This is a genomic window from Streptomyces sp. V4I23, from assembly GCF_030817975.1.
GTDB lineage: Bacteria > Actinomycetota > Actinomycetes > Streptomycetales > Streptomycetaceae > Streptomyces.
In genome coordinates this window covers 2,253,353-2,274,665 of the sequence record NZ_JAUSZW010000004.1, presented here as the reverse complement: position 1 = coordinate 2,274,665, position 21,313 = coordinate 2,253,353, and the positions used below count along the sequence as shown (strand labels likewise).

Below are 21,313 nucleotides of genomic sequence, written 5' to 3'. Positions count from 1 at the left end.
GCGTGCGCCCCTGCCCGCCTGGCCGATTCCCGATCCGGTCCCGCACCGCCGTACCATGCGCGCCATGGCCAAGACACCTGTCCTGACGCCTCAGGCGGAGGACTTCCCGCGCTGGTACCAGGATCTGATCAGCAAAGCCGAACTGGCGGACAACGGCCCCGTCCGCGGCACCATGGTCATCCGGCCGTACGGCTACGGCCTGTGGGAGCGGATGCAGCAGGAGATGGACACCCGCATCAAGGCCGCGGGCGCTCAGAACGCCTACTTCCCGCTCTTCATCCCCCAGTCTTACCTGACTCGCGAGGCTGAGCACGTCGAGGGCTTCGCCCCCGAACTCGCCGTGGTCACCCACGGCGGGGGCAAGGACCTCGAGGAGCCCGTGGTGGTGCGGCCGACCTCCGAGACGATCATCAACGACTACTTCTCGAAGTGGGTCCAGAGCTACCGGGATCTGCCGCTGCTGATCAACCAGTGGGCGAACGTGGTCCGTTGGGAGATGCGCCCGCGGGTGTTCCTGCGCACCACGGAGTTCCTCTGGCAGGAGGGCCACACCGCGCACGCCACCTACGAGGACGCCCGCGACTACGCGGCGTACATCCACCGGGACGTCTACGCGGACTTCATGGTCGATGTGCTCGGCATCGACGTCGTGCTCGGCCGCAAGACGCCCAGGGAGCGGTTCGCCGGAGCCATCAACACGCTCACCCTGGAAGGGATGATGGGCGACGGCAAGGCCCTGCAGATGGGTACGAGCCACGAGCTCGGCACCAATTTCGCCAAGGCCTTCAACACCACCTATCTCTCGGCCGAGGGACATCAGGAGTTCGTCTGGCAGACCTCCTGGGGCACCTCGACCCGGATGGTCGGCGGGCTGATCATGTCGCACGGTGACGACAACGGACTGCGCGTCCCGCCCCGGCTCGCCGCGGTCCAGATCGTCGTCATGGCGATCAAGGGCGACGAGGCGGTCGCCAAGGTCCGCGAGGTCGGCGAGACGCTCAAGGCGGCGGGCCTGCGCGTGCACGTCGACGACCGCGTGGACACCCCCTTCGGTCGCCGGGCGGTGGACTGGGAGCTCAAGGGCGTGCCCGTACGGATCGAGATCGGCCCCCGGGACCTGGCGGCGGGCACCGCGATGCTGGTGCGCCGGATTCCGGGAGGCAAGGAGCCGGTGAGCATCGAGTCGCTCACCGCGCTGCTGCCCAAGGTCCTGGACGACGACCAGGCGCTGCTGCTGGAGCAGTCCCGCCGGCGGCGCGAGGACCGCACCACCGACGTCTCGACCGTCGCCGAGGCCGCCGAGGCCGCGGCGGCGGGCGGCTGGGCCCGCATCCCCTGGGCGACCCTGGGCGAGGAGGGCGAGGCCGCGCTCGCGGAACAGGCGGTGTCGGTACGCTGCCTGGTCGCGGAGGATGGGTCGGTGCCCGAGTCCGACGACGCGCCCGGTACTGTCGCCATCGTGGCCCGCGCCTACTGACAGCGCCGCCCTGTGGCAGCGCGCCCCGGCGCGACGGGCCTGCCCGCGCGCCGGGGCGTACGCCTGCGGTGGCATTCCGCCGACGCGCGCTACGTACCGGCTTGTTACGAGCTGCGAGGCTTCTCCGCAGATCAGCGCACCCGCCCTCGTCTTGATGCATCAACGGCAACTGACGGGTACGTGCAAATTATTTGTGATGCCCCGGAATGGAACCCGGCGGGCTCCCGGCTCGTTATCACGACGTGAGCACGACACCACCTGTTCTCGCCGCAGAGCTGGCACAGGCGTGGGCCGACATTCAGCGGCACCACCCCGAGCTGCCGGATCTTGCCGCGCCCGAGTCCCTGATCGGAGAGTCCTCGTCCGCCTGCGGCGCCGAGCTCTCCTTCGAGCGACTGCTTCACGAGGCAGTCCACGGCATCGCCGCCGCGCGAGGCGTCCGTGACACCTCCCGCGCCGGCCGCTACCACAACCGACGGTTCCTCGCGATCGCCGAGGAGATGGGCCTGGACCATGTGGAGGAGCCGCACCCGAGCAGCGGTTTCTCCCTGGTCGTGCTCAACCCCGAGGCCAAGCGGCGATACCGCCCGACGATCGAGCGGCTGCAGCGCGCCCTGAAGGCGCACACAGCAGCGACGGCCTCCGACACCAAGCGCTCCTTCCGCGGGCCGGCCGCCCGGCACGGCTCCTCGGGCGGAGGCGTGCGGGTGAAGGCCGTCTGCGACTGCGGCCGCAACGTGAGAGTGGTGCCGTCGGTCCTCGCCCAGGCGCCCATCGTCTGCGGAGGATGCGGGAAGCCGTTCCGTATCCCGGAAGCGGTCGGCGCCGCGAGCTGACCGGCGTACCGGCGCCGGCGGCGCGGCGGCGCCTGCGTGAGCGGGCGCGTCCACCCGCCGGCTCTCTTTCTCCTGCCTTCGGGGCGGCGTGCCGGGGCTGGTCACGGCGTGCCGGGCGGGTGAGATGCCGCGGCGTGCGTATGGCACAATGGCTAGCTGTACTCGACAGCCGCACAGGAACCCTCTCGCCTCCGGCTGACGCGTCCATCGGGCACCCGAGTACCGCAACCCCACGTGGCATCTCGTTGTGCCCAACCACGTCAAGACCAGGAGACACCACTCCCGTGGCAGTCAAGATCAAGCTGAAGCGTCTCGGCAAGATTCGCCAGCCCCACTACCGCATCGTCGTCGCCGACTCCCGTACCCGCCGTGACGGCCGGGCCATCGAGGAGATCGGCCTCTACCACCCGACGTACAACCCGTCGCGCATCGAGGTCGACTCGGAGCGTGCGCAGTACTGGCTGTCCGTCGGCGCCCAGCCGACCGAGCCGGTCCTCGCCATCCTGAAGCTCACCGGCGACTGGCAGAAGGTCAAGGGCCTGCCGGCTCCGGAGAAGCCGCTGCTGGCCCCGGCGGCCAAGGAGGACAAGCGTGCCTCCTTCGACGCCTTCGCCAAGGCTCTGGAGGGCGACGACGCCAAGGGTGAGGCCATCACCCCGAAGGTGAAGAAGGCCGACAAGAAGGCGGACGAGGCCGAGGCCGCTCCCGCCGAGTCGACCGAGGCCTGAGCATGCTCGAGGAGGCTCTCGAGCACCTCGTGAAGGGCATCGTCGACAACCCGGACGATGTGCAGGTCGCCTCGCGCAACCTGCGCCGCGGCCGCGTGCTGGAGGTCCGGGTGCACCCCGACGACCTCGGTAAGGTGATCGGCCGCAACGGCCGCACCGCGCGCGCCCTGCGTACCGTCGTGGGCGCCATCGGCGGCCGTGGCATCCGCGTCGACCTCGTCGATGTGGACCAGGTCCGCTGATCGAAGGTGAATGTGGATCCGGTTCCCCCGGATCCCCGCAGCACCGGCTCGGGCCGGGGAGGGCCTACGGGCCCGCCCCGGCCCGTCGTCGTATCGAAGGAGACACAAGCGTGCAGCTGGTAGTGGGACGGATCGGCCGCGCCCATGGCATCAAGGGCGAGGTCACCGTCGAGGTGCGCACGGACGAGCCGGAACTGCGGCTCGGCCCCGGCGCCGTACTGGCCACCGACCCGCCCGCCGCGGGGCCGCTGACCATCGAGTCGGGCCGGGTGCACAGCAGCCGGCTCCTGCTGCGCTTCGAGGGCGTACGCGACCGCAACGCCGCCGAGGCCCTGCGCAACACCCTGCTCATCGCCGAGGTGGACCCCGAGGAGCTTCCCGAGGACCCCGACGAGTACTACGACCACCAGCTGATGGACCTCGACGTGGTGCTCGCGGACGGCACGGAGATCGGGCGGATCACCGAGATCAGCCATCTGCCCTCGCAGGACCTGTTCATCGTCGAGCGGCCCGACGGCAGCGAGGTGATGATCCCGTTCGTCGAGGAGATCGTCACCGAGATCGACCTGGCCGAGCAGAAGGCCGTCATCGACCCGCCGCCCGGCCTCATCGACGACAGCCAGGCCGAGATCGTGTCCAGCCGCGAGGAAGAGTCCTGATGCGGCTCGACGTCGTCACGATCTTCCCCGAGTACCTGGAGCCGCTGAACGTCTCTCTCGTCGGCAAGGCGCGCGCCCGGGGACAGCTCGGCGTGCACGTGCACGACCTGCGCGACTGGACGTACGACCGCCACAACACGGTCGACGACACCCCGTACGGCGGCGGCCCCGGCATGGTCATGAAGACCGATCCGTGGGGCGACGCCCTGGACGAGGTCCTCGCGAGCGGCTACGAGTCGGGCGCCCACGGCCCCGTCCTGGTCGTCCCGACGCCCAGCGGCCGCCCCTTCACCCAGGAGCTCGCCGTCGAGCTCTCCGAGCGGCCCTGGCTCATCTTCACGCCCGCCCGCTACGAGGGCATCGACCGCAGGGTCGTCGACGAGTACGCGACGCGTATGCCGGTGTACGAGGTCTCCATCGGCGACTACGTGCTGGCGGGCGGCGAGGCGGCCGTCCTGGTCATCACGGAGGCCGTGGCCCGGCTGCTCCCCGGCGTCCTCGGCAACGCCGAGTCGCACCGGGACGACTCCTTCGCGCCCGGCGCCATGGCCAATCTGCTGGAGGGGCCCGTCTACACCAAGCCCCCCGTCTGGCGCGGACGCGCGATCCCGGACGTGCTGATCAGCGGCCATCACGGGAAGATCGCGCGCTGGCGGCGGGACGAGGCGTTCCGCCGTACCGCCCTCAACAGGCCCGACCTCATCGAGCGTTGCGACCCCGCGGCCTTCGACAAGAAGGACAGGGAGATCCTCTCCCTGCTCGGCTGGGCCCCGGAGCCCGGCGGCCGATTTTGGCGCAGGCCCGAGGCCATGGAAGAATGAGCCGCTGCTGTACGTCCGGCCGGCGCCCCTGCCACAGGGGGAACGACGCCCGCCCGGCGGAGGCACCCCTTCTCATCACGACATTCCGTCGATGACCTGTGGCATCGGCGAGGAAGCAGACCACCATGGCTCACCTGCTCGACAGCGTCAACGCGGCTTCGCTGCGCACCGACGTCCCGGCCTTCCGTCCCGGTGACACCGTGAACGTCCACGTTCGCGTCATCGAGGGCAACCGCTCCCGTATCCAGCAGTTCAAGGGCGTCGTCATCCGCCGCCAGGGCGCGGGCGTGAGCGAGACCTTCACGGTCCGCAAGGTCTCCTTCTCCGTCGGCGTCGAGCGCACCTTCCCGGTGCACAGCCCGATCTTCGAGAAGATCGAGCTCGTCACCCGCGGTGACGTCCGTCGCGCCAAGCTGTACTACCTGCGCGACCTGCGCGGCAAGGCCGCCAAGATCAAGGAGAAGCGCGACAACTGAGCTCCGGCTCATACGCGCGCCCGGTGTCACAGGGCGGCCGGATAGGCTCTGCCACCGATGGACACCGAAGCACAGCACACGGAGCGCGACCGCTCTTCCGCACCCGACGACGGGGTGCAGGGAGAGGGGTCGCGCTCCGCGCGTCGTTCCGGCCTCTCCTGGATGTCCCTGCGCACCGCGGCGCTGACCGGTGTCGCCTGCACCGTCTTCGTCCTGCTGTTCAGCCACTTCGTGGTGCAGCCCTTCCAGATCCCGAGCAGCTCCATGGAACCCGCCCTGCAGGTCGGCGACCGGGTGCTGGTGAACAAGCTGGCCTACCGGTCCGGCTCCGGGCCGGCACGCGGAGACGTCGTCGTCTTCGACGGCAGAGGTTCCTTCGTACCCGAGGAACTGACGGAAAACCCCGTCAGTTCCGTAGTACGAGAGGGGCTCGCCATGCTCGGGCTCGCGGAGCCTGCCGAGACGGATTTCGTCAAACGCGTGGTGGGCACGGGCGGGGACCGGGTGGTCTGCTGCGACACGGAGGGCAGGATCGAGGTGAACGGTGCACCGGTCGAGGAGAGATACCTCCACCCCGACGGCGTGCCCTCGGAGGTGGCCTTCGACATCGTCGTCCCCGAGGGGAAACTGTGGGTCATGGGCGACCACCGCAGCGCGTCACGCGACTCCCGGGACCACCTCGGTGAGCCGGGCGGCGGAATGGTGCCCGTGGACAGGGTGATCGGCCGCGCCGACTGGATCGGCTGGCCCGCGGGGCGCTGGTCCGGCCTGGAGCCCACCGACGCCTTCGCCGGCGTCCCGGACCCCGGCCCGCTGTCCGGCGGTGGCCATGGGTAACCGCGGACGCCGTGCCAGCCACCGGGCCGACACCCGGCTGCCCACCGGGACGCGGCCCACGGACGGCGGGCGGCCCCTTCCGGGCCGGGCGGAGCGGCGCAGGCTCGCGCAGAAGGTCCGGCGCAAACGCCGCCGCTCGGCCGTCAAGGAGATACCCCTCCTGATCACCGTGGCGCTGCTGATAGCCCTGGTGCTGAAGACGTTCCTGGTGCAGGCCTTTGTCATCCCGTCCGGCTCGATGGAGCAGACGATCCGCATCCAGGACCGGGTCCTGGTCGACAAGCTCACGCCGTGGTTCGGCTCGAAGCCGCAGCGCGGTGACGTCGTCGTCTTCAAGGACCCCGGCGGCTGGCTGCCGCAGGACGAGAAGCCGAAGGCCGACGATCCGGTCGTGGTCAAGCAGGTCAAACAGGGGCTGACGTTCATCGGGCTGCTGCCGTCCGACGACGAGCGCGACCTGATCAAGCGGGTCGTGGCGGTCGGCGGGGACACCGTCAAGTGCTGCGACGCGAACGGCCTCGTCACCGTCAACGGCGTGCCGCTGAACGAGCCCTATCTGCACCCCGGAAACGTTCCGTCGACCATGAAGTTCGACGTGAAAGTGCCCGCCGGGCGGCTGTTCGTGATGGGCGACCACCGTTCCAACTCCGCCGACTCCCGCTTCCACCTCGACGAGGAGGGCGAGGGCACCGTGGCCGAGGACCAGGTCGTCGGACGCGCCGTCGTCATCGCCTGGCCGCTGGACCACTGGCGCAGACTGGAGGAACCGGAGACCTACGCATCCGTCCCGAACGCGCGCGCCGGAGAGACCGCGGCGGCACCGAGGTCGAATAGTGTGTCCTCTCAGGATCTGAACGGAATGGTCCTGCTCCCGAGCCCTGCGGAACTCCCGCTCGTTATGGGAGTGGTGGGCCTGCTCCTTGTACGGGGCAGGCGGTTGGCGCAGCGTGAGGAGTGGATGTGGGGGACGTGGCGGTCGGCGCACGGTCCGGACACGATGATCCCGAGGACCGGCAGGGGCGACCCCCCGAGCAGCCTTCGGACGTGACGGACGGGGCGGTGCCGACGACCGGGGACGACGAGGCGCCGGAGGGCAGCGGTACGGGACAGAAGAAGCAGCGATCCTTCTGGAAGGAACTGCCGCTCCTGATCGGTATCGCGCTGCTGCTCGCGCTTCTGATCAAGACCTTCCTGGTGCAGGCGTTCTCCATCCCGTCGGACTCGATGATGAACACGCTGCAGCGCGGCGACCGGGTGCTCGTCGACAAGCTCTCGCCGTGGTTCGGCTCCGAGCCCGAGCGCGGCGAGGTCGTCGTCTTCCACGACCCGGGCGGCTGGCTGGACGGCGAGCCCACGCCGGAGCCGAACGCGCTCCAGGAGGTCCTCAGCTTCATCGGGCTGATGCCGTCCTCCGAGGAGAAGGACCTCATCAAGCGGACGATCGCGGTCGCCGGCGACACCGTGGAGTGCAAGAAGGACGGTCCGCTCAAGGTCAACGGCAAGCCGCTGGACGAGCCGTACATCTACCCGGGCAGCACTCCGTGCGACGAGCAGTCCTCCTTCGGGCCGCTGACCGTGCCGAAGGACCGTATCTGGGTGATGGGCGACAACCGCCAGAACTCCCAGGACTCCCGGTACCACATGGAGGACGTCAACGGCGGCTTCGTCCCCGTCGAAAAGGTCGTCGGCCGTGCGGTCGTCGTGGCCTGGCCGCTGAACCGCTGGTCCACGCTCCCGGTGCCGGACACCTTCGAGCAGCCGGGAGTGGCCGCCGCGCTCTCCTCGGCGCCCGCGGCCGTTGGCCTGGCCGGTGCCGTGCCGATCGTGCTGTGGCGCAGGAGGCGGCAGGACGGCACACCACGCGTGCGTACCGCCGGGTAGTGTGCGGTCCCGGACAGCAGACCCGGTACCGGTATCCGGGGACGGGATCTCCGAGGCGGGAGCGCTGGAATGAGCGGTGCACGACGTGAGGGCGACGGTGAGGGCAGGCTCGGGGCGGCCTTGTCGGGCATAGCCGTGGCCGTGGGCTGTGTGCTCTTCCTGGGGGGATTCGTCTGGGGCGCCCTGGTCTACCAGCCGTACACGGTCCCCACGGACTCGATGTCGCCGACCGTGCAGGCGGGCGACCGGGTCCTCGCCGAGCGCATATCCGGCGACGAGGTGCGGCGCGGTGACGTCGTCGTCTTCCGCGACAGCACCTGGGGCGACATGCCCATGGTCAAGCGCGTGGTCGGGATCGGCGGCGACGAGATCACCTGCTGCGACGAGGGGCGCCTGACCGTCAACGGCAAGGCCGTCGACGAACCCTATCTGCACGGCTCGGGGCCGGCCGCGGAGAAGTTCACCGCGGAGGTGCCCGAGGGACAGCTGTTCCTGCTCGGTGACGAGCGCAAGGGCTCCCTGGACTCCCGGTCCCACCTCCAGGAGGCGGGCCAGGGATCGGTGCCCCGCTCGGCCGTGGAGGCGCGAGTGGACGCCGTGGCCTGGCCGCTGAGCGGCGGGGTGGTGGACCGCCCCGAAGGATTCGCCGCACTGCCCGGCGGGGTGTCCCAGCCGGGGCCGGTGGGGCTCATGGTCGCGGCCGTCGTGGCCGGAGCCGTCCTCATCGTGGGCGGCGCGGCGTACGGGCCGGTGGCCGCCCGGATCGGCGGGGGACGGCGCGGGCAGGCGGTGACCGCGGGTGCCGCATGAGGTGCCGGCCGCGGCCGGATCGCGGAAGGTCGCCCGGGTCGTGCTGCTTGACCCGGAGGACCGGATCCTGCTGATGCACGGCTTCGAGCCGGATGATCCGGCGGACGACTGGTGGTTCACCCCCGGCGGCGGTCTCGAGGGGGAGGAGAGCCGCGAGGAGGCGGCTCTGCGCGAGCTGGCTGAGGAAACCGGTATCACCGAGGTGGAACTGGGGCCCGTCCTGTGGCAGCGGCACTGCTCGTTCCCGTTCGCCGGGCGGCGCTGGGACCAGGACGAGTGGTACTTCCTGGCGCGTACCACCTGCACCGATGCGGCCCCGCAGGCGCTCACGGACCTGGAGCGCCGAAGCGTCAGGGGCCTGAGGTGGTGGACCTCCGCCGAACTGTCGGCGGCCCATGAGACGGTGTACCCGACCAGGCTCGCCGAGTTGCTGCGTACGCTGCTCGACGAAGGACCTCCACGTGTGCCGGTGGTACTGGCCCCGGAAATCGTCTAGGGGCCCAGGACGCTGGCGCACAATAGGGGGACGCAAGGCTGAAGGGGAACATGCCATGAGCGCCGAGGACCTCGAGAAGTACGAGACCGAGATGGAGCTGAAGCTCTACCGGGAGTACCGAGATGTCGTCGGGCTGTTCAAATACGTGATCGAGACCGAGCGCCGCTTCTACCTCACCAACGACTACGAGATGCAGGTGCACTCGGTACAGGGTGAGGTCTTCTTCGAGGTCTCGATGGCCGACGCCTGGGTCTGGGACATGTACCGCCCGGCCCGCTTCGTCAAGCAGGTCCGGGTGCTCACCTTCAAGGACGTGAACATCGAGGAGCTCAACAAGAGCGACCTGGAGCTGCCCGGCAGCTGACCGCTGTCCCCGTCCGGGTGACGGAGTTTTCCACAACCGGGCAGTTGTCCACGGTTTTCCCCCAAGATCCACAACTTCGGGGCGGGCGTATCAGAGTCGGTGCCGGAGGTGGTGCCGAAATGAACGCGACGCGGGCACTGGGACGGTACGGCGAGGACCTGGCGGCACGGCTGCTGGTCGGGTCCGGAATGCGCCTGCTGGCGAGGAACTGGCGCTGTGGACGCGCCGGTGAGATCGACATCGTCGCCCGCGACGGCGACACGGTGGTGGTCTGCGAGGTCAAGACCCGCAGAGCCGGCTGCTACGAGCATCCGATGGCCGCCGTCACCCCGGCCAAGGCGAGACGGCTCCGGCGTCTCGCCGACTGCTGGCTGGAGCGGTACGGAGGCCCGCCGCCGGGCGGAGTGCGCATCGATCTCGTGGGCGTGACGCTGCCCCGCCGCGGGGCTGCCGTCGTCGAGCACGCCCGGGGGGTGGCCTAGATGGGGTTCGCCCGTGCCTGTTCCGTGGCGCTCGTGGGCGTCGAGGGCGTGGTCGTCGAGGTCCAGGCGGACCTGGAGCCGGGGGTCGCCGCGTTCACCCTGGTCGGTCTGCCGGACAAGAGCCTGGTGGAGAGCCGGGACCGGGTGCGCGCGGCCGTGGTCAACTCGGGCGGCGAATGGCCGCAGAAAAAGCTCACGGTGGGGCTGAGCCCGGCCTCCGTGCCCAAGGGCGGAAGCGGATTCGACCTGGCGGTGGCGTGTGCCGTCCTGGGCGCCGCCGAGCGCGTCGACCCGCGGCAGATCGCCGATCTCGTGCTGATCGGGGAGCTCGGGCTCGACGGTCGGGTACGGCCCGTGCGCGGGGTGCTCCCGGCGGTGCTCGCCGCGGCCGAGGCGGGGTACGAGCACGTGGTCGTCCCCGAGCAGACGGCCGGGGAGGCCGCGCTCGTGCCGGGGATCTCGGTCCTCGGGGTGCGCAGCCTGCGTCAGCTCATCGCCGTCCTGGCCGACGAGCCGGTCCCGGACGAGGAGCCCGTCGAGCCGGGCCGCCCCGACGCCATGCTCGCGGGCCTCCTGGTCCCCGGCGCGGGCGTCGGCACCGGAGTCGCGGTCGACCGGCCGGACAGCGACGGGCCCGACCTGGCCGACGTGGCGGGCCAGCACGCGGCACGCACCGGGCTGGAGGTCGCGGCGGCCGGCGGGCACCATCTCCTGCTCTCGGGACCGCCCGGCGCGGGCAAGACGATGCTGGCCGAGCGGCTGCCCGCCGTCCTGCCGCCGCTGACCCGGCGGGAGTCCCTGGAGGTGACGGCGGTCCACTCGGTGGCCGGCATCCTGCCGCCGGGCGAGCCGCTTGTCAGGACCCCGCCGTACTGCGCGCCGCACCACTCGGCCACCATGCAGGCCCTGGTCGGCGGGGGCAACGGGCTGCCGAAGCCGGGCGCGGTCTCGCTGGCCCACCGAGGGGTGCTCTTTCTCGACGAAGCGCCCGAGTTCTCGGGAAAGGCGCTGGACGCTCTGCGCCAGCCGCTGGAGTCGGGCCATGTCGTGGTCGCCAGGAGCGGGGGAGTGGTGCGGCTGCCCGCCCGGTTCCTCATGGTGCTCGCCGCCAATCCCTGCCCGTGCGGGAGGCACACCCTGCACGGCGCGGGCTGCGAATGCCCCTCGTCCGTGATCAGGCGGTACCAGGCGCGGCTGTCGGGGCCTCTGCTCGACCGGGTCGACCTGCGGATCCAGGTCGAGCCGGTGAGCCGCTCCGACCTCCTCGCCCACGGCGGGCGCGGCGAGTCCACGGCGCTGGTCGCCGACCGAGTACAGGAGGCCAGACAGCGGGCCGCCGCCCGTCTCGAGGGCACGCCGTGGACGGTCAACAGCGAGGTGCCCGGCCATGAGCTGCGCACCCGCTGGACCGTCGCGCCCGGGGCCCTGGGCGCGGCCGAGCGGGACGTGGAGCGCGGACTGCTCACGGCGCGCGGCCTCGACCGGGTGCTGCGCGTCGCGTGGACGATCGCCGACCTCGCGGGACACGACCGGCCGGAGGCGCAGGACGTCGCCCTCGCTCTCGAACTGCGCACCGGCATCGCCAGGGGCGTCCCGGCCGTCGCGGGGGCGGCGCGGTGACGGGGGCGGTGCGACGAGACGGCACCGCGGGCATCCCGGGCCAGGACGCTCCGCTGAGTGGGCCGGGGCCGAAGGACGAAGCGGAGCGGGTGGCGCGTTCGGCGCTGACGCAGATCCTTGAGCCGGGCGACGAGAAGGGCGGCCGCTGGCTGAGGGAGTTCGGCGCGCAGGGGCTGCTGGCGCTGCTGATGTCGGACGCGTGCGAGAAGGGGGCCCTGCCGGGGGCGACGGAGCGCCGGGTGGCCGGGCTGCGTGCCCGTGCCGCCGGGGTCGTGCCGGGTCAGCGGCTGGCGGCGATCCGCAGGCTCGGGGGCAGGTTCGTCATGCCGGGGGACACGGAGTGGCCGACCCAGCTCGACGACCTCGGTGACGCCCGCCCCCTCGGCCTGTGGGTGCGGGGCCGGCCCGACTTGCGCACCTGGGCACTGCGGTCGGTGGCCGTGGTCGGAGCCCGGGCCTGCACGCCGTACGGGGCGCACATGTCGGCCGTGCTCGCCACCGGGCTCGCCGAGCGGGGCTGGGTGGTGGTGTCCGGGGCGGCCTTCGGCGTCGACGGCGCGGCGCACCGGGGCGCGCTCGCCGCCGGTGGCGCCACCGTCGCCGTCCTGGCCTGCGGGGTCGACGTCGTCTATCCGCCCGGTCACACGGAACTGATCAAGCGCATCGTGCAACAGGGGCTCGTCGTCGGCGAGTTGCCGCCCGGAGACCATCCCACCCCGAGCCGGTTCGTCCTCAGGAACCGGGTGATCGCCGCGCTCACCCGGGGCACCGTCGTCGTCGAGGCCGAGTACCGCAGCGGCTCCCTCGTCACCGCCCGCAGGGCGCAGCAGCTCGGACGCTTCACGATAGGCGTTCCCGGGACCGTGACCAGCGGTCTTTCGGCCGGGGTGCACGAACTGCTGCGCGGCGGGGCCATGCTCGTCACCGACGCCGCCGAAGTGGTCGAGCTCGTGGGTGACATGGGCGACCTCGCGCCCGAGCGCACCGGTCCCGTCCTGCCCAGGGATCTGCTGGATCCCCGCAGCAGGCGGGTCCTCGAGGCGCTGCCCGCGCGGCGTGCGGTCTCCTGTGGTGAGGCCGCTCGGTGCGCCGGTACGACGGACGACGAGGCGCTCGGCAGGCTGTACGAACTGCACTCGCTCGGCTTCGTCGAGCGGTGCACGGAAGGGTGGAGGTTGACGTCTCGCGCCATTCGCGGTTCGAACGCGCGGCGAGGCGATGCTTGACCTGGAGCATTCGGGTGAAAAGGTGAAGGCGATGACCTTCGGAGTCCCGTGCGTGACGCCTGAGGGGCCGGTGCGCAGGGCATCGGCCCCGAATCGAAGGTGTGGGCGAGGGCGAATACCCGGGCAGGTTCCTTCCGCTTCCCTCGCCCACCGCGACGGCGTAGTCACGCTACGCTCACCGGGTTCCGGCCTCGGCCGCCCCCTCCCGCCCCCTCACAGCAGAACGGCTCAAGACAACGCATGCCCCAGCACACGTCCGGGTCTGACCGCGCGGCAGTGCCACCCGCTGCACGTGGCACCGTGCGGCCCTCGGCTCCCTCGTCGGTCGAGGAGCTGTGGCGGTCGTACAAGGCCACGGGTGACGAGCGGTTGCGGGAGCAGTTGATCCTGCACTACTCGCCGCTGGTCAAGTACGTGGCGGGCCGCGTCAGCGTGGGGCTGCCGTCCAACGTCGAGCAGGCCGATTTCGTCTCCTCCGGCGTCTTCGGGCTCATCGACGCCATCGAGAAGTTCGACCTCGACCGGTCGATCAAGTTCGAGACGTACGCGATCACCCGTATCCGGGGCGCGATGATCGACGAACTGCGGGCGCTGGACTGGATCCCCCGCTCGGTGCGGCAGAAGGCCCGTGCCGTCGAACGCGCCTACGCCACGCTGGAGGCCCAGCTGCGGCGCACGCCCTCGGAGGCCGAGGTCGCCGCCGAGATGGGCGTCCCGGTCGAGGAACTGCACGCGGTTTTCAGCCAGTTGTCCCTGGCCAACGTCGTGGCGCTGGAAGAGTTGCTGCACGCGGGAGGCGAGGGGGGCGACCGGCTCAGCCTCATGGACACGCTGGAGGACACGGCGGCGGACAATCCGGTCGAGGTCGCCGAGGACCGGGAGCTGCGCCGGCTGCTCGCCCGGGCCATCAACACACTGCCCGAGCGGGAGAAGACCGTCGTCACGCTCTATTACTACGAAGGACTCACCCTGGCTGAGATCGGCCACGTCCTCGGGGTCACCGAGAGCCGCGTCAGCCAGATCCACACGAAGTCGGTCCTGCAACTGCGGGCGAAGCTGGCCGACGTAGGACGTTGACGCCGAGTCGTCCGGGCCGCATCCGTACAGTGGAGGCGTGCCCAGGATTCGAGCGGCCTCCGTGGCCGAGCACCGGACGATGCAGCGAGGCGCCCTGCTGGACGCCGCGCGCTCCCTCCTGTCCGAAGGCGGTACGGAGGCGCTGACCTTCCCCGCACTCGCCGAGCGCACGGGTCTCGCGAGGTCCTCCGTCTACGAGTACTTCCGCTCGCGCGCCGCGGTCGTCGAAGAGCTGTGCGCCGTGGACTTCCCCGTGTGGGCGGCGGAGGTCGAGGCCGCGATGGACCGCGCGGACACGCCCGAGGGCAAGGTCGAGGCGTATGTGCGCCGGCAGCTCGACCTGGTCGGCGACCGGCGCCACCGGGCGGTCGTCGCGATCTCCGCGAGCGAGCTGGACGCCGGAGCGCGCGAGAAGATCCGCGCCGCCCACGGCGGGCTGATCGCGATGATCGTCGAGGCACTGGGGGAGCTGGGCCAGGAGCAACCCCGGCTCGGGGCGATGCTGCTGCAGGGCGTCGTGGACGCGGCGGTCCGCCGTATCGAGCTCGGCGCGGCCGAGGACCCGGCCACCGTCGCCGACGCGGCGGTCGCCATGGCGCTGCGCGGCGTCCGGGGCTGAGGCGGGACCGCGGGCTCGGGAGTCGGCGGGCTACGGGAGCGGTACGCCGAAGACCGGGAGCAGCCTGGACGGCGGGCGGCGCAGTATCGACGGCGGCAGCAGGCTCAGCGGATTCAGGTACTCCGTACCCCGCAGCAGGCCCCAGTGCAGGCACCCCGCGGCGCAGTGCGCCGGCCCCGCTTCGATCGTCGCCACGACCTGCCCCGCGGCGACCTCTTCGCCCTTGTCCACCAGGGGGCGGACCGGTTCGTACGTGGTCCTCAGCGGCGGGTCACCCGTATCAGTGAGGCTGATGACCAGCACGCCGCGGTTCGCGACCCGGCCGGCGAAGGTGACCCGGCTGGCCGCCGCGGCGCGGACGGGGGTGCCGGGCCGGGCGGCGAGGTCGACGCCGCGATGCCCGGCGCCGTAGGGCGAAGCGGGCGGCGCCCAGCCCCGCACGACGGCGGGCCGGGGCGGCCCGACGGGCCAGCTCCGGGCCGAGCCGTTCCCGCCGGCTTCCTCCGACCGTGGACTCGCCGGCGCCCCGCCTCCGAGAGCCGGTTCCCGAGGCGTCGCCACGGGGCGTCGCAGGGCCGCCGCCCCTGCCGCACCCGCAACCGGGCGCACCTCCGCCGCCGGAGCCCCCGTCCCCGCCGTCGCCCCCGGCCCCCGTGGGGACGACGACGCGAGCAGCGCCGGCAGGAGCAGGAGCAGGACAGGCAGGGCGCGGCGCGGGTGCCTCGCGGGAAGTGCGCGGTTCATGGGGGACACCGTTCCGCGGGCCGCCCCAGCCGCGGTGATCTTGGCTCTGATCTGTGGACAACCGGGTGGTTGTGGACAACGCCGTCACCCGGGACGTCATGGGTCCCGTACACTTCTTCTGGCGATCCGGGTCACCGGGTCGACTTCGCACGCCCCGCCACCCACCCCTCAGCGGTCGGTGGCCGCGCTCCTCGGTCCCTTGCGGCACGGCGCGTCGGGGCGTCAGGACACAACCGAGAACCCAAGGAGATACGGCCATGGCCGTCGTCACGATGCGGGAGCTGCTGGAGAGCGGCGTCCACTTCGGTCACCAGACCCGTCGTTGGAACCCGAAGATGAAGCGCTTCATCTTCACCGAGCGCAACGGCATCTACATCATCGACCTGCTCCAGTCGCTGTCGTACATCGACCGCGCCTACGAGTTCGTCAAGGAGACCGTCGCACACGGCGGCTCCATCATGTTCGTCGGTACGAAGAAGCAGGCCCAGGAGGCCATCGCCGAGCAGGCGACGCGCGTCGGCATGCCCTACGTCAACCAGCGCTGGCTGGGCGGCATGCTCACCAACTTCTCCACCGTCTACAAGCGTCTGCAGCGCCTCAAGGAGCTCGAGCAGATCGACTTCGAGGACGTGGCCGCCTCGGGCCTCACCAAGAAGGAGCTCCTGGTCCTCTCCCGCGAGAAGGCCAAGCTGGAGAAGACCCTCGGTGGTATCCGCGAGATGCAGAAGGTGCCGAGCGCCGTCTGGATCGTCGACACCAAGAAGGAGCACATCGCCGTCGGTGAGGCGCGCAAGCTCCACATCCCGGTCGTCGCGATCCTCGACACCAACTGCGACCCCGACGAGGTCGACTACAAGATCCCGGGCAACGACGACGCGATCCGCTCCGTCACCCTGCTCACCCGCGTGATCGCCGACGCCGTCGCCGAGGGCCTCATCGCCCGCTCCGGCGCCGCGACCGGCGACCAGAAGCCGGGCGACAAGGCCGCCGGCGAGCCGCTGGCCGAGTGGGAGCGCGACCTGCTCGAGGGCGAGAAGAAGGCCGACGACGCCGAGGCCAAGCCGGCCGAGGCCGCTGCCGAGGCCGCTGCCGAGGCTCCGGCTGCTGAGGCTCCGGCTGCCGAGGCTCCGGCCGCCGAGGCTCCGGCCGCCGAGGCCGAGCAGGCCTGACCTACGGCCTGACCTTCACAGGTTCGGTTGACGACGGCGGGGGCGTGCAGCCCCCGCCGTCCACCCGTAGATCTTCCAGATCTTCGTAGATCTTTCAGACTTCGAGAGAGAAACTCAGACTCATGGCGAACTACACCGCCGCTGACGTCAAGAAGCTCCGCGAGCTCACCGGCGCCGGCATGATGGACTGCAAGAAGGCGCTGGACGAGTCGGACGGCAACGTCGACAAGGCCGTCGAGGCCCTGCGTATCAAGGGCCAGAAGGGCGTCGCCAAGCGCGAGGGCCGCTCCGCCGAGAACGGTGCCGTCGTCTCCCTGATCGCGGACGACAACACCTCCGGTGTCATCGTCGAGCTGAAGTGCGAGACGGACTTCGTCGCCAAGGGCGACAAGTTCCAGGCCGTGGCGAACGCGCTCGCCGCGCACGTCGCCGCCACCTCCCCGGCGGACATCGAGGCGCTGCTCGCCTCCGAGATCGAGCCCGGCAAGACCGTGCAGGCGTACGTCGACGAGGCCAACGCCAACCTCGGCGAGAAGATCGTCCTGGACCGCTTCGCGCAGTTCTCCGGTGGCTACGTCACGGCGTACATGCACCGCACCATGCCCGACCTGCCTCCGCAGATCGGTGTTCTCGTCGAGCTCGACAAGGAGAACGCCGAGATCGCCAAGGGTGTCGCGCAGCACATCGCCGCCTTCGCCCCGAAGTACCTCTCCCGCGAGGACGTCCCGGCCGAGGTCGTCGAGGCCGAGCGCCGCGTCGCCGAGGAGACCACGCGCGCCGAGGGCAAGCCCGAGGCCGCTCTCCCGAAGATCGTCGAGGGTCGCGTCAACGGCTTCTTCAAGGAGGCCACCCTCCTGGGCCAGCCGTACGCGCTCGACAACAAGAAGTCGGTCCAGCAGATCCTGGACGAGGCCGGTGTCACCCTGAAGCGCTTCAGCCGCATCAAGGTCGGCATCTGAGTCCGTACGCAACGGACCCCGGACCCCGGTAGGGTCTGAAGCAGTCGTCCGCGTTCGCGCCGGACGACCGCAGATCTGACGAGGAGGCCATTGCCGGCAGGGACAGCACGACCCCAACGGCAATGGCCTTCTTCGTATGTGCACGAGGAGATCTCCATGAACCAGGGCGCCGCACAAGGCGACGACAAGCACGACAAAAAGGCCGGCCGCTTCATGCTGAAGCTGTCGGGAGAGGCTTTCTCCGGCGGCACAGGTCTCGGCGTCGACCCCGACGTCGTACACGCCATCGCGCGGGAGATCGCAGCGGTCGTCCGCGACGGCGCAGAGATCGCCGTCGTGATCGGCGGCGGAAACTTCTTCCGCGGAGCCGAACTCCAGCAGCGCGGCATGGACCGGGCACGCTCCGACTACATGGGCATGCTCGGCACCGTCATGAACTGCCTCGCTCTCCAGGACTTCCTGGAGAAGGAGGGCATCGACTCACGTGTGCAGACCGCCATCACGATGGGACAGGTCGCGGAGCCGTACATCCCGCTGCGCGCCGTACGGCACCTGGAGAAGGGCCGCGTCGTCATCTTCGGCGCCGGTATGGGCATGCCCTACTTCTCCACCGACACCACCGCCGCCCAGCGCGCCCTGGAGATCGACGCCGAAGCACTGCTGATGGGCAAGAACGGTGTCGACGGCGTCTACGACTCCGACCCCAAGGCCAATCCCGACGCGGTGAAGTTCGACGCGCTGGAGTACGGCGAGGTGCTGTCCCGCAACCTCAAGGTCGCCGACGCCACCGCCATCACCCTCTGCCGCGACAACGCGCTCCCGATCCTCGTCTTCGAACTCCTCACCGAGGGCAATATCGCTCGGGCGGTCCGGGGTGAGAAGATCGGCACGCTCGTGAGCGACCGGGACACCCGGGCCTGACCCGAGGGCCTCGGGGGGCGCCCTCGGGGGATGGACAAAGCCCTGCCGGTCGTACACCGTGCAGGGAACACGCGACGCAGGTTCCGCCGGCCCAGTCCGATGCCGGGCCCAACTCAAGACACGCAGGAGCAAGTGGTGATCGAAGAGACCCTCCTCGAGGCCGAGGAGAAGATGGAGAAGGCCGTCCTGGTCGCCAAGGATGACTTCGCCGCGATCCGCACCGGACGTGCGCACCCGGCGATGTTCAACAAGATCGTGGCGGACTACTACGGTGCCCTGACCCCGATCAACCAGCTGGCGTCGTTCTCGGTCCCGGAGCCGCGGATGGCCGTTGTGACGCCGTTCGACAAGACCGCTCTGCGCAACATCGAGCAGGCGATCCGCGACTCGGACCTCGGTGTCAACCCGAGCAACGACGGCAACATCATCCGCGTGGTCTTCCCGGAGCTCACGCAGGACCGCCGCAAGGAGTTCATCAAGGTCGCCAAGTCGAAGGCCGAGGACTCCAAGATCTCGATCCGCTCCGTCCGCCGCAAGGCGAAGGAGACCATCGACAAGTTCATCAAGGACGGCGAGGTCGGCGAGGACGAGGGCCGGCGTGCGGAGAAGGAGCTCGACGACACCACCGCGAAGTATGTCGCGCAGGTGGACGAGCTGCTCAAGCACAAGGAAGCCGAGCTGCTCGAGGTCTGATGAACGACTCTTCCTGGGGGGCCTCGCACGGCGCCGGATACGCCGGTGCATGGCCACCGCCCGACCAGGGGCCCCTCCCGGCGGGTCCCGCCTACGATGGGCACGAGGCGCGGTATACATCAGAGACGCAGCCCATGCCCATCGTGCCGGACTTTCCCGACGCAGGTAGAGACGCCGAATCCCCCGAGGGGCCCAGCGGCCGGACCGGCCGCGAGGACCGCGACCGGGGGGCCGCACGGCTCGGTGGCCCCCCGTTCCGCGACGAGAACACGCAGGAGCCCATGCCCAGCCCGCCGTCGGCAGCGCCTCAGCAGCCGCAGCCGCCGCAGAAGAAGCGGGCCGGCCGCGATCTGCGGGCGGCCATAGGGGTCGGTGTCGGGCTCGGCGCGGTGATCGTCGCGTCGCTCTTCATCGTCAAGGCCGTGTTCGTCGGCGTGGTGGCGGTCGCCGTCGTCGTCGGCCTGTGGGAGCTGACCACCCGCCTCCAGGAGCGCAAGCAGATCAAGGCGCCGCTGGTACCGCTCGCGGTCGGCGGCGCCGCCATGGTCGTGGCCGGCTATGTGCGCGGGGCCGAGGGCGCCTGGGTGGCCATGGCGCTGACCTCGCTCGCGGTGTTCGTCTGGCGTATGACCGAGCCGCCCGAGGGCTACCTCAGGGACGTCACGGCGGGTGTCTTCGCCGCCTTCTACGTTCCTTTCCTCGCCACGTTCGTCGCGCTGATGCTCAGCGCGGACGACGGGCCGGAACGGGTGATCACCTTCCTGGTGCTCACGGTCGTCAGCGACACCGGTGCGTACGCGGTCGGCTGGCGCTTCGGCAAGCACAAGCTCGCGCCGCGCATCAGCCCCGGAAAGACCCGCGAAGGACTGCTCGGAGCGGTGGCCTTCGCGATGGCGGCGGGTGCACTGTGCATGCAGTTCCTCGTCGACGACGGCACCTGGTGGCAGGGCCTGCTGCTCGGCCTCGGGGTCGCGGCCAGCGCGACGCTGGGCGACCTCGGGGAGTCGATGATCAAGCGGGATCTCGGCATCAAGGACATGGGCACCCTGCTCCCCGGCCACGGCGGCATCATGGACCGGCTGGACTCGCTGCTGCCGACGGCCCCGGTGGTGTGGCTGTTGCTGGTGCTGTTCGTCGGCTCCGGCTGACCTGCGGTTCTCCGCGTGAGGGCTCGCTGTCCTCCCCCACGGTCCCTTCGGGGCGTGGGGGTACTCCCTGGACGGCGAGCCCTCCGTCGTATCCGGGCGACCCGTTGCCCCGGAGCCCGTCTCCGGACGGCTCGGCGCTGCACGCCGGCTGGTTCGCCGGCGACGGCCTCCACGTGCCCGACGTCTGGCGCGGCGCTGCCCGAACGGTGCCCCCGCCCGGACCGTCGTATCCGGGCGACCACGGCCCGAGTCAGCGGCCGCAGGCCACCTGGCGGTGGCTGCGACACTGGGCAGCACCATGCCCAGTACGGAGGGGATGGCGGCCCTGAGCAGGTCGCTGGGCCGTGTGTGGGCCGTGAGACACAGGAGGGCAGGCTGCTTGGCCAGGCGAAGGCGCCGCCGCGGGGCACCGCCACTGAACGGGATTTTCGCTGCGGATACGCAGGTGTTCCGCTTCTATCCGGACGGCACAGTTCTGGACGCGCTCGTACGACCCGCACCTCAGCCCACGAGTGCCGCGGCTCTGGAGGGTTGGCTCCGCAGAGAAGACAGCAAGCCCGGCGTGTATGTGGCGCGGTACGTCCTTGACGGCGAACAGGTCGCGTTCACGACGCGCGGACATTACCGCGAAGAGGAGATCAAGGTGCGCGGGACATGGGCCCGAGGGGCGCTGACGCTCGGCATGGTCGGCCGAGGCTGGGAGATCCAGCCCCGGCGCTTTTCGCGCTTGGATCAGGCGCGCTGACGAGCCCGGCTCACATCCCTGTGGGGTGTGGTGCCCGGTAGGAACACAGCGTCGACGGCTCGGCGGGTCCGCTCTCGGCTTGTAGGCATGAGGTGTGCGTACACCCGCAGCGTGAGGCCAGGCTCCGAGTCTCCCAGGTACTCGCTCAGGGCCTTGATGTCCTCCCCGGCGTCCAGCAGCACGGACGCGTAGAACTGCCGCAGCGCGTGCATCCCGTGCTCGCGTGCGGAGTCGTACGGCTCCGCACCGGCGGGCGCCCCCCGGCCGGGCCGGTGATAGCTAC

At 70.7% G+C, this 21,313-nt stretch carries 24 protein-coding genes and 2 pseudogenes; 24 read left to right on the top strand and 2 right to left on the bottom strand.

Annotated features, from left to right (window positions below):
* The first annotated feature begins 64 nt into the window (after nt 1–64).
* The 18 genes and pseudogenes from proS (at nt 65) to QFZ82_RS12275 (ending at nt 14,651) form a co-directional block, all read left to right on the top strand.
* Nucleotides 65–1,477, top strand: a complete 1,413-nt coding sequence (proS, locus tag QFZ82_RS12360; RefSeq protein ID WP_307713222.1) for a proline--tRNA ligase — start codon at nt 65–67, stop codon at nt 1,475–1,477.
* Nucleotides 1,478–1,719: 242 nt separating this feature from the next.
* On the top strand, nt 1,720–2,313 hold the full coding sequence (locus QFZ82_RS12355) for a hypothetical protein (RefSeq protein ID WP_177151401.1): 594 nt from the start codon (nt 1,720–1,722) through the stop codon (nt 2,311–2,313).
* Between the two features lie 284 nt (nt 2,314–2,597).
* A complete protein-coding gene (gene rpsP, locus QFZ82_RS12350; RefSeq protein WP_307713221.1) occupies nt 2,598–3,041 on the top strand; it encodes a 30S ribosomal protein S16 in 444 nt (147 codons plus the stop codon).
* Between the two features lie 2 nt (nt 3,042–3,043).
* Nucleotides 3,044–3,283 (top strand): RNA-binding protein, encoded by a 240-nt coding sequence (locus tag QFZ82_RS12345; RefSeq protein ID WP_005311361.1) that lies wholly within the window; start codon nt 3,044–3,046, stop codon nt 3,281–3,283.
* Between the two features lie 110 nt (nt 3,284–3,393).
* Nucleotides 3,394–3,942 carry a ribosome maturation factor RimM gene (rimM, locus tag QFZ82_RS12340; protein ID WP_307713220.1) on the top strand — a complete coding sequence of 183 codons (549 nt, stop codon included), beginning with the start codon at nt 3,394–3,396 and terminating at the stop codon, nt 3,940–3,942.
* Nucleotides 3,942–4,763: a tRNA (guanosine(37)-N1)-methyltransferase TrmD gene (gene trmD, locus QFZ82_RS12335; protein WP_307713219.1), complete on the top strand. Its 822-nt coding sequence runs from the start codon at nt 3,942–3,944 to the stop codon at nt 4,761–4,763. Before rimM ends, trmD begins: the two co-directional genes overlap by 1 nt.
* Nucleotides 4,764–4,888: 125 nt before the next feature.
* Nucleotides 4,889–5,239: a 50S ribosomal protein L19 gene (gene rplS, locus QFZ82_RS12330; RefSeq protein WP_307713218.1), complete on the top strand. Its 351-nt coding sequence runs from the start codon at nt 4,889–4,891 to the stop codon at nt 5,237–5,239.
* Between the two features lie 57 nt (nt 5,240–5,296).
* Nucleotides 5,297–6,076, top strand: coding sequence for a signal peptidase I (gene lepB, locus QFZ82_RS12325; protein ID WP_307713217.1), 780 nt, complete (start codon nt 5,297–5,299; stop codon nt 6,074–6,076).
* Nucleotides 6,069–7,074: pseudogene (gene lepB, locus QFZ82_RS12320) on the top strand (signal peptidase I); the annotation flags it as partial. The gene lepB (QFZ82_RS12325) and the pseudogene lepB (QFZ82_RS12320), both read left to right, overlap by 8 nt.
* A complete protein-coding gene (gene lepB, locus QFZ82_RS12315; RefSeq protein ID WP_307717700.1) occupies nt 7,046–7,957 on the top strand; it encodes a signal peptidase I in 912 nt (303 codons plus the stop codon). The pseudogene lepB (QFZ82_RS12320) and the gene lepB (QFZ82_RS12315), both read left to right, overlap by 29 nt.
* Nucleotides 7,958–8,026: 69 nt before the next feature.
* A complete protein-coding gene (gene lepB / locus QFZ82_RS12310; RefSeq protein WP_307713216.1) occupies nt 8,027–8,767 on the top strand; it encodes a signal peptidase I in 741 nt (246 codons plus the stop codon).
* Nucleotides 8,757–9,263, top strand: a complete 507-nt coding sequence (locus QFZ82_RS12305; protein ID WP_307713215.1) for an NUDIX hydrolase — start codon at nt 8,757–8,759, stop codon at nt 9,261–9,263. Before lepB (QFZ82_RS12310) ends, QFZ82_RS12305 begins: the two co-directional genes overlap by 11 nt.
* A 55-nt stretch (nt 9,264–9,318) precedes the next feature.
* Nucleotides 9,319–9,627, top strand: coding sequence for a DUF2469 domain-containing protein (locus QFZ82_RS12300; RefSeq protein WP_005311352.1), 309 nt, complete (start codon nt 9,319–9,321; stop codon nt 9,625–9,627).
* 119 nt (nt 9,628–9,746) lie between these two features.
* Complete coding sequence (locus tag QFZ82_RS12295; RefSeq protein WP_307713214.1) at nt 9,747–10,109, top strand: YraN family protein; 363 nt, start codon at nt 9,747–9,749, stop codon at nt 10,107–10,109.
* Nucleotides 10,110–11,729, top strand: coding sequence for a YifB family Mg chelatase-like AAA ATPase (locus QFZ82_RS12290; RefSeq protein ID WP_307713213.1), 1,620 nt, complete (start codon nt 10,110–10,112; stop codon nt 11,727–11,729).
* Nucleotides 11,730–11,737: 8 nt separating this feature from the next.
* On the top strand, nt 11,738–12,955 hold the full coding sequence (gene dprA, locus QFZ82_RS12285; protein WP_373429274.1) for a DNA-processing protein DprA: 1,218 nt from the start codon (nt 11,738–11,740) through the stop codon (nt 12,953–12,955).
* 240 nt (nt 12,956–13,195) lie between these two features.
* The gene (gene whiG, locus QFZ82_RS12280) at nt 13,196–14,032 is read left to right on the top strand and encodes an RNA polymerase sigma factor WhiG (protein ID WP_177151391.1); all 837 of its coding nucleotides are present in this window, start codon (nt 13,196–13,198) and stop codon (nt 14,030–14,032) included.
* Between the two features lie 61 nt (nt 14,033–14,093).
* The gene (locus tag QFZ82_RS12275; RefSeq protein WP_307717698.1) at nt 14,094–14,651 is read left to right on the top strand and encodes a TetR/AcrR family transcriptional regulator; all 558 of its coding nucleotides are present in this window, start codon (nt 14,094–14,096) and stop codon (nt 14,649–14,651) included.
* 30 nt (nt 14,652–14,681) lie between these two features.
* Here the strand turns inward: QFZ82_RS12275 and QFZ82_RS12270 are convergent, their stop codons facing one another.
* Nucleotides 14,682–15,395, bottom strand: a complete 714-nt coding sequence (locus QFZ82_RS12270) for a M23 family metallopeptidase (RefSeq protein WP_307713212.1) — start codon at nt 15,393–15,395, stop codon at nt 14,682–14,684.
* Between the two features lie 257 nt (nt 15,396–15,652).
* Here QFZ82_RS12270 and rpsB point away from each other — a divergent pair, with 257 nt between their 5' ends.
* From rpsB to QFZ82_RS12240, 6 genes are all read left to right on the top strand, one after another.
* A complete protein-coding gene (gene rpsB, locus QFZ82_RS12265; protein WP_307713211.1) occupies nt 15,653–16,564 on the top strand; it encodes a 30S ribosomal protein S2 in 912 nt (303 codons plus the stop codon).
* A 122-nt stretch (nt 16,565–16,686) separates the two neighbouring features.
* Nucleotides 16,687–17,523 carry a translation elongation factor Ts gene (gene tsf / locus QFZ82_RS12260; protein WP_307713210.1) on the top strand — a complete coding sequence of 279 codons (837 nt, stop codon included), beginning with the start codon at nt 16,687–16,689 and terminating at the stop codon, nt 17,521–17,523.
* A gap of 156 nt (nt 17,524–17,679) precedes the next feature.
* Nucleotides 17,680–18,444 (top strand): UMP kinase, encoded by a 765-nt coding sequence (pyrH, locus tag QFZ82_RS12255; protein ID WP_307713209.1) that lies wholly within the window; start codon nt 17,680–17,682, stop codon nt 18,442–18,444.
* A gap of 135 nt (nt 18,445–18,579) precedes the next feature.
* Complete coding sequence (gene frr, locus QFZ82_RS12250) at nt 18,580–19,137, top strand: ribosome recycling factor (protein WP_177151386.1); 558 nt, start codon at nt 18,580–18,582, stop codon at nt 19,135–19,137.
* Nucleotides 19,137–20,285: a phosphatidate cytidylyltransferase gene (locus QFZ82_RS12245; RefSeq protein ID WP_307713208.1), complete on the top strand. Its 1,149-nt coding sequence runs from the start codon at nt 19,137–19,139 to the stop codon at nt 20,283–20,285. Before frr ends, QFZ82_RS12245 begins: the two co-directional genes overlap by 1 nt.
* Before the next feature lie 445 nt (nt 20,286–20,730).
* Entirely contained in the window at nt 20,731–21,030 is a 300-nt protein-coding gene (locus QFZ82_RS12240) for a hypothetical protein (protein ID WP_307713207.1), read from the top strand.
* On the opposite strand, the pseudogene QFZ82_RS12235 reads toward QFZ82_RS12240, so the two are convergent.
* Nucleotides 21,018–21,269 (bottom strand): annotated as a pseudogene (locus tag QFZ82_RS12235) (hypothetical protein); the annotation flags it as partial. The gene QFZ82_RS12240 and the pseudogene QFZ82_RS12235 sit on opposite strands and share 13 nt — an antisense overlap.
* Nucleotides 21,270–21,313: the final 44 nt, after the last annotated feature.

What these genes read in the sequence shown, in the direction of transcription:
- proS (WP_307713222.1), top strand. Translation starts at nt 65, where the DNA reads ATGGCCAAGACACCTGTCCTGACGCCTCAGGCGGAGGACTTCCCGCGC.
- QFZ82_RS12345 (WP_005311361.1), top strand. Translation starts at nt 3,044, where the DNA reads ATGCTCGAGGAGGCTCTCGAGCACCTCGTGAAGGGCATCGTCGACAAC.
- trmD (WP_307713219.1), top strand. Translation starts at nt 3,942, where the DNA reads ATGCGGCTCGACGTCGTCACGATCTTCCCCGAGTACCTGGAGCCGCTG.
- rplS (WP_307713218.1), top strand. Translation starts at nt 4,889, where the DNA reads ATGGCTCACCTGCTCGACAGCGTCAACGCGGCTTCGCTGCGCACCGAC.
- lepB (WP_307713217.1), top strand. Translation starts at nt 5,297, where the DNA reads ATGGACACCGAAGCACAGCACACGGAGCGCGACCGCTCTTCCGCACCC.
- lepB (WP_307713216.1), top strand. Translation starts at nt 8,027, where the DNA reads ATGAGCGGTGCACGACGTGAGGGCGACGGTGAGGGCAGGCTCGGGGCG.
- QFZ82_RS12300 (WP_005311352.1), top strand. Translation starts at nt 9,319, where the DNA reads ATGAGCGCCGAGGACCTCGAGAAGTACGAGACCGAGATGGAGCTGAAG.
- QFZ82_RS12295 (WP_307713214.1), top strand. Translation starts at nt 9,747, where the DNA reads ATGAACGCGACGCGGGCACTGGGACGGTACGGCGAGGACCTGGCGGCA.
- QFZ82_RS12290 (WP_307713213.1), top strand. Translation starts at nt 10,110, where the DNA reads ATGGGGTTCGCCCGTGCCTGTTCCGTGGCGCTCGTGGGCGTCGAGGGC.
- whiG (WP_177151391.1), top strand. Translation starts at nt 13,196, where the DNA reads ATGCCCCAGCACACGTCCGGGTCTGACCGCGCGGCAGTGCCACCCGCT.
- QFZ82_RS12270 (WP_307713212.1), bottom strand. Translation starts at nt 15,395, where the DNA reads ATGAACCGCGCACTTCCCGCGAGGCACCCGCGCCGCGCCCTGCCTGTC.
- rpsB (WP_307713211.1), top strand. Translation starts at nt 15,653, where the DNA reads ATGGCCGTCGTCACGATGCGGGAGCTGCTGGAGAGCGGCGTCCACTTC.
- tsf (WP_307713210.1), top strand. Translation starts at nt 16,687, where the DNA reads ATGGCGAACTACACCGCCGCTGACGTCAAGAAGCTCCGCGAGCTCACC.
- pyrH (WP_307713209.1), top strand. Translation starts at nt 17,680, where the DNA reads ATGAACCAGGGCGCCGCACAAGGCGACGACAAGCACGACAAAAAGGCC.
- QFZ82_RS12245 (WP_307713208.1), top strand. Translation starts at nt 19,137, where the DNA reads ATGAACGACTCTTCCTGGGGGGCCTCGCACGGCGCCGGATACGCCGGT.